This is a genomic window from Rhizobium rosettiformans W3, assembly GCF_004912135.1.
Taxonomy (GTDB): domain Bacteria; phylum Pseudomonadota; class Alphaproteobacteria; order Rhizobiales; family Rhizobiaceae; genus Allorhizobium; species Allorhizobium rosettiformans.
In genome coordinates, this window is sequence record NZ_STGU01000044.1 from 1 (window position 1) to 5,306 (window position 5,306).

Annotated in this window: 6 protein-coding genes; 5 read left to right on the forward strand and 1 reads right to left on the reverse strand. The window is 59.7% G+C overall.

What is annotated here, in order from left to right; translation table 11 throughout:
* On the forward strand, positions 1-190 hold a 190-nt coding region (locus tag FAA86_RS24780), incomplete at its 5' end, for a hypothetical protein (RefSeq protein WP_167495089.1).
* 202 nt (positions 191-392) lie between these two features.
* On the opposite strand, the gene FAA86_RS23980 is transcribed toward FAA86_RS24780, so the two are convergent.
* Entirely contained in the window at positions 393-686 is a 294-nt protein-coding gene (locus FAA86_RS23980) for a transcriptional regulator (protein ID WP_110794108.1), read from the reverse strand.
* 508 nt (positions 687-1,194) lie between these two features.
* Between FAA86_RS23980 and rpsL the strand changes: the two genes are divergently transcribed.
* The 4 genes from rpsL to tuf all read left to right on the forward strand — a co-directional run.
* Positions 1,195-1,566 (forward strand): 30S ribosomal protein S12, encoded by a 372-nt coding sequence (rpsL, locus tag FAA86_RS23985; RefSeq protein WP_003507760.1) that lies wholly within the window; start codon positions 1,195-1,197, stop codon positions 1,564-1,566.
* Between the two features lie 80 nt (positions 1,567-1,646).
* Positions 1,647-2,117 carry a 30S ribosomal protein S7 gene (gene rpsG, locus FAA86_RS23990; protein ID WP_110794107.1) on the forward strand — a complete coding sequence of 157 codons (471 nt, stop codon included), beginning with the start codon at positions 1,647-1,649 and terminating at the stop codon, positions 2,115-2,117.
* A gap of 32 nt (positions 2,118-2,149) precedes the next feature.
* Positions 2,150-4,249, forward strand: a complete 2,100-nt coding sequence (gene fusA, locus FAA86_RS23995) for an elongation factor G (protein ID WP_110794106.1) — start codon at positions 2,150-2,152, stop codon at positions 4,247-4,249.
* A 71-nt stretch (positions 4,250-4,320) separates the two neighbouring features.
* On the forward strand, positions 4,321-5,306 hold a 986-nt coding region (gene tuf, locus FAA86_RS24000; protein WP_136543794.1), incomplete at its 3' end, for an elongation factor Tu.

Consider the following 5,306-nt stretch of genomic DNA (forward strand, 5'->3'; position numbering starts at 1 on the left):
CCTCAAGGAAAACGTCATCGTCGGCCGCCTCATCCCGGCTGGTACCGGCGGTACCATGACGCAGATCCGCCGCATCGCCACGTCTCGCGACGACCTCATCCTCGAGGAACGCAAGAAGGGCTCGGGCGCCGACCTGGCAACCCCGATGCTGCAGAACCTGGCAGGCGAAAGCGCACCGGCTGCCGAGTAATCGGACGTCGAACCGTTTTGAATGAACAAGGACCGCCCGGAACAATCCGGGCGGTCTTTTCATGTTTGGCGGAGGGGGAGGGGTTTGCGCCGGCGGACAGAGGCAGGGAAGGCCTTTGCCCGCCGTGATGATCCAGGGGGCAAACAACGAAAAAGGCCGGTCGCAAGACCGGCCTGAGCTCTCAGACTGTAACGGTATCGTCTCACGCGAAGCGGATGATCGCCACTTCGCCTTCCAGCGCGCCCTGATAGGCCGAAGCATGCGGCTCTTCGTCGGGCTGCCCGTTGATCATGCCGATCTGGTCGAGATCGGCTTCGATGAAACCTTCCTCGGAAAGTGCATTGAGCGTCAGCCGCACGGCGCTGTCGTCGTCCGGTGCGGTCAGCAGCACATGCAGATCGATCGGCTCGCCGCCTTCGGTCTCATAGGCCTTGGCGATCACGATGAAGACCATCGGTTCGTCGCGCGTGTTGTCGTTGTCGGGGCTGGTGATCATGGCGTCCGCTCTTCTTGCTGGAGGAAACGATTCTCTGGTTCCGGCCGATTCGACCAGACGGGCAGGGCGGTTGACCCTTCTTCTTCTCTTATCTAGAAGTTTCCCTCGTCAAGCCAAGCCAAAACATGGCCGGGCCCGCATTTTCCCGCGTCAAATGGGCGGGCGCCCTGTCTGAGCAGGGCCTGAATCCATTAATTCTCGTTTGAGACTTGACGCAAAGAGGGGAAAACAGTAGTACCCCGGCCATCGGAGCCTATGTGAGGCCGGGTTTTTCGGGACGCCATGTCCTGAAGTTCGTCTCAAACAAGTCTCCAAACGCACGTTGACGACAAGAATGCTGCACGCACGACGCGTCTGACCGGATGCGTCCTCTGTCTTTTGTGGTCCATCCGCGAAAAACGGGTCGGGCCACATTTTGCGCATGAAGAAAACTGTGCGGCCGCCGCCGGAAACGGCAAACCAAAGGGCCTGAGAGGGCTTGAGACTAGATTTTGCAAGGGATGGGTATATGCCTACCGTAAACCAGCTGATCCGCAAGCCGCGTCAGGCACAGGTAAAGCGCAACAAGGTTCCTGCTCTGCAGGAAAATCCGCAGAAGCGCGGCGTTTGCACCCGCGTGTACACGACGACCCCGAAGAAGCCGAACTCGGCTCTGCGTAAGGTCGCCAAGATCCGCCTGACGAATGGCTTCGAAGTCATCGGCTACATTCCGGGCGAAGGCCACAACCTGCAGGAACACTCTGTCGTCATGATCCGTGGCGGCCGCGTAAAGGACTTGCCGGGCGTGCGTTACCACATCATCCGCGGCGTTCTCGATACCCAGGGTGTCAAGAACCGCAAGCAGCGCCGCTCCAAGTACGGTGCGAAGCGTCCGAAGTAATTCGGCCATTACCCGATATCCGGCGCTGCGCGAGGTTCTCCGCGTGATAAAGCGTCCCTAACCGTTGAGAGACAAATAGTATGTCCCGTCGCCATAGTGCAGAAAAGCGCGAAATCAATCCGGACCCGAAGTTCGGCGATCTCGTCGTCACCAAGTTCATGAACGCCATCATGCTTCACGGCAAGAAGTCCGTCGCTGAAAGCATCGTCTACGGTGCGTTCGATGTGGTCCAGGCCAAGGCCAAGGCTGAGCCGATCGCGATCTTCCATCAGGCGCTCGACAATGTCGCGCCGCATGTTGAAGTCCGTTCGCGCCGCGTTGGTGGTGCAACCTACCAGGTCCCGGTCGATGTTCGTCCGGAGCGCCGCCAGGCCCTCGCCATCCGTTGGCTGATCACTGCTGCGCGCAAGCGCAACGAAACCACTATGGTTGACCGTCTGTCCGGCGAGCTGCTCGATGCCGCCAACAACCGCGGTAGCGCCGTCAAGAAGCGCGAAGACACCCACAAGATGGCCGATGCAAACCGCGCCTTCTCGCATTACCGCTGGTAATCCACCGATCGAATATTGAAAGGCAGTCCGTTATGGCTCGCGAATATAAAATCGAAGACTACCGCAACTTCGGTATCATGGCGCACATCGACGCCGGCAAGACCACGACCACCGAACGCATCCTCTACTACACCGGTAAGTCTCATAAGATCGGCGAAGTCCATGACGGCGCTGCAACCATGGACTGGATGGAGCAGGAGCAGGAACGCGGCATCACAATCACCTCTGCTGCGACCACGACCTTCTGGAAGGGTCGCGACGGCAAGATGCGCCGCTTCAACATCATCGACACCCCCGGCCACGTCGACTTCACCATCGAAGTCGAGCGTTCGCTGCGCGTTCTCGACGGTGCCGTTGCTCTCCTCGACGCCAATGCCGGCGTAGAGCCGCAGACCGAAACCGTATGGCGTCAGGCTGAAAAGTACCACGTCCCGCGGATGATCTTCTGCAACAAGATGGACAAGACCGGTGCTGACTTCTACCGCTCGGTAGAAATGATCAAGACCCGTCTCGGCGCCACCGCTGTTGTCATGCAGCTCCCGATCGGTGCAGAAACCGAATTCAAGGGCGTTGTCGACCTGATCGAGATGAACGCGCTCGTATGGCGCGATGAGTCGCTGGGCGCTGCCTGGGACGTTGTCGAGATCCCGGACGACCTGAAGGACAAGGCCGAAGAATATCGCGAAAAGCTGATCGAGACCGTTGTCGAGATCGACGAACAGGCGATGGAAGACTACCTGAACGGCATCATGCCGGACAATGAAAAGATCCGTGCCCTGGTTCGCCGCGGCACCATCGACGTCAAGTTCCACCCGATGTTCTGCGGCACCGCCTTCAAGAACAAGGGCGTTCAGCCGCTGCTCGACGCCGTCGTCGACTACCTGCCGTCGCCGCTCGACATCCCGGCGATCAAGGGCATCGACTTCAAGACCGAAGCCGAAATCGAGCGTCACGCTGACGACGCCGAGCCGCTCGCCATGCTCGCGTTCAAGATCATGAACGACCCCTTCGTCGGTTCGCTCACCTTCGCACGCATCTATTCGGGCAAGCTCGAAAAGGGCGTGTCGGTTCTGAACACGGTCAAGGACAAGCGCGAGCGCGTCGGCCGCATGCTGCAGATGCACTCGAACAGCCGTGAAGACATCGAAGAAGCCTTCGCAGGCGACATCGTTGCTCTCGCTGGCCTCAAGGAAACCACCACGGGTGACACGCTCTGCGATCCCCTGAAGCCGGTCATCCTCGAGCGCATGGAATTCCCCGAGCCGGTCATCCAGATCGCGATCGAGCCGAAGTCCAAGGGCGACCAGGAAAAGATGGGCCTCGCGCTCAATCGCCTCGCTGCCGAAGACCCGTCCTTCCGCGTCAAGACCGACCAGGAATCCGGCCAGACCATCATCGCTGGCATGGGCGAACTTCACCTCGACATTCTCGTCGACCGCATGCGCCGCGAGTTCAAGGTTGAAGCCACCGTCGGTGCTCCGCAGGTTGCTTACCGCGAAACCATCACGCGTCAGCACGAAGAAGACTACACGCACAAGAAGCAGTCCGGTGGTACCGGTCAGTTCGCGCGCGTCAAGCTCATCTTCGAACCGAACCCGGAAGGCGACGACTTCAAGTTCGAATCCAAGATCGTCGGCGGTGCTGTTCCCAAGGAATACATCCCGGGCGTTCAGAAGGGTATCGAAAGCGTTCTGTCGTCTGGTCCGCTCGCTGGCTTCCCGATGCTGGGCGTCAAGGCGACCCTCGTTGACGGTGCCTTCCACGATGTCGACTCGTCGGTTCTCGCCTTCGAAATCGCCTCGCGTGCCTGCTTCCGTGAAGCAGCCAAGAAGGCTGGCGCACAGCTGCTCGAGCCGATGATGAAGGTCGAAGTCGTAACGCCGGAAGACTATGTCGGCGACGTTATCGGCGACCTGAACTCGCGTCGTGGCCAGATCCAGGGCCAGGAACAGCGCGGCATTGCGATCGTGATCAACGCTCACGTCCCGCTCGCCAACATGTTCAAGTACGTCGACAACCTGCGCTCGATGTCGCAGGGCCGTGCACAGTACTCGATGACCTTCGATCACTACGCACCGGTCCCGTCGAATGTTGCTGCTGAAATCCAGGCAAAGTATTCCGGTCAGAAGTGACCGGGATACCCCGCCCATCCTGTTGAAGATTGAATTTCCCCGGACGGGGACCAGAAAATGGAGAGCCGAAAATGGCAAAGAGTAAGTTTGAGCGCACAAAGCCGCACGTCAACATTGGGACGATCGGCCACGTCGACCACGGCAAGACGTCTCTGACGGCAGCGATCACCAAGTATTTCGGTGAGTTCAAGGCCTATGACCAGATCGACGCTGCTCCGGAAGAAAAGGCACGCGGCATCACCATCTCGACGGCCCACGTCGAGTATGAGACGGCAAACCGCCACTACGCGCACGTCGACTGCCCCGGCCACGCCGACTACGTCAAGAACATGATCACCGGTGCAGCGCAGATGGACGGCGCGATCCTGGTTTGCTCGGCTGCCGACGGCCCGATGCCGCAGACCCGCGAGCACATCCTGCTCGCCCGTCAGGTTGGCGTTCCCGCGATCGTCGTGTTCCTGAACAAGGTTGACCAGGTTGACGACGCAGAACTTCTGGAACTCGTCGAACTCGAAGTTCGCGAACTCCTGTCGTCCTACGACTTCCCCGGCGACGACATCCCGTTCGTCAAGGGTTCGGCTCTGGCTGCCCTGAACGACAGCGACAAGAAGATCGGCGAAGACGCCGTTCGCGAGCTGATGGCTGCCGTTGACGCCTACATCCCGACGCCTGAGCGTCCGGTTGACCAGCCCTTCCTGATGCCGATCGAAGACGTGTTCTCGATCTCGGGTCGTGGTACGGTTGTCACGGGCCGCGTTGAGCGTGGTATCGTCAAGGTTGGCGAAGAAGTCGAATTCGTCGGCATCCGCGACACCAAGAAGACCACCGTTACCGGCGTTGAAATGTTCCGCAAGCTGCTCGACCAGGGCCAGGCCGGCGACAACATCGGTGCGCTCGTCCGTGGTATCCAGCGCGACGACGTCGAGCGTGGCCAGGTTCTCTGCAAGCCGGGTTCGGTCAAGCCGCACAAGAAGTTCATGGCAGAAGCCTACATCCTGACGAAGGAAGAAGGCGGCCGTCATACGCCGTTCTTCACCAACTATCGTCCGCAGTTCTA